Annotated in this window: 1 pseudogene; it reads right to left on the bottom strand. The window is 43.0% G+C overall.

Features of this window, described 5'->3' with window-relative positions:
- Window positions 1–839, bottom strand: a pseudogene (locus tag CIK04_RS26255) (PAS domain-containing protein); the annotation flags it as partial.
- Window positions 840–1,152 lie beyond the last annotated feature (313 nt).

Raw genomic sequence — 1,152 nt, 5'->3', positions numbered from 1 at the left:
GAACTTGGCGAATATCCGACGCCTGCTGACCCAACGCTTGTGACACTTCCTCTGTCGTCGCACTCAATCATCTGCTAATTGCTGTAAAGGTCTAGCAGAATCCGTCATCCGCCCCAGGACCGTGCGAATGCGAGCCGACGCCATTTTTAAATCGAAAATCTAGCGATAGAGAACTGGTTTTTCCGGAATAAATTAAACGACTCACGCYATCAAATTTACTTTGTAGCGCCTTTAACTGCTGAGGTGTATCAATTAACTCTTGCCTAAACAGCAGTGCCAATGTAGTCAAAGGCATCAAGTTGGCCAAAACAGAATATGTGCCGTCCAAACTCAGCATTTGCGCAAGCACCGGTGCCGAGATAGAACCCAGCAAGATCGCGTATCGAAGTGAATCATTCAGTTTGAGTGACCACTGCCGGCCATTTCGCTCCGCATCCAGTAAAGAGTGATAGGCTTTGGACGCTATCTCGACCCATTCGCGTTTTGGCTTAACACGCACTGATTGGTAGCCAGACATCACATCCATTTTCATAAATGGGCGTCACATAGGCATCAACCCAGTAAAAACCACCTGACTTGGTTCGATTTTCATCGATACCTCGCCAAGTCTTTCCTTGCTTTAGGTTTTGCCACATATCGCCAAATGCCGCTTTGGGCATATCACTGTGACGCACAATATTGTGGTTTTCACCCAACAGTTCTTGTTCACTGAATTCGGCGATTCGGCAAAATGCCTCGTTACAATAGGTGATCACACCTTTTAAATCAGTAGTAGAAACGAGCTGTTCGTGCTCTTTCAGGAGAGTTTCATGAGCTGAATTAGAAATAAGTGCTGACATTATAAACTTTTGTTATGGAGAGTAATTGTGGGCAGATATATACACAATATTTCTCTTTATTACAAAATGTTGATATCAAATTTTAAACTAACCAACACATTTCACACACATCCAGTTTCTTAATATCAATATGGTGTGAGCTAAAATGAGAACAAAAGACATGAGTGATTTTAAAATAGACAGAAGTTAGCACCTTCTCTATGGCTCGCAAAAGCAGGACTCTTATCGCTCTTTTCATTGCGCATCACATTGAAAAGAAAAGCCAGCGAATCGCTGGACATTACTCAATAACACATGGGTGACGAAAACAGGG

This window comes from Vibrio sp. 03_296, from assembly GCF_002265885.1.
Note: the sequence above shows the minus strand (reverse complement) of the source record. Positions and strands in the feature narration are given on the sequence as shown.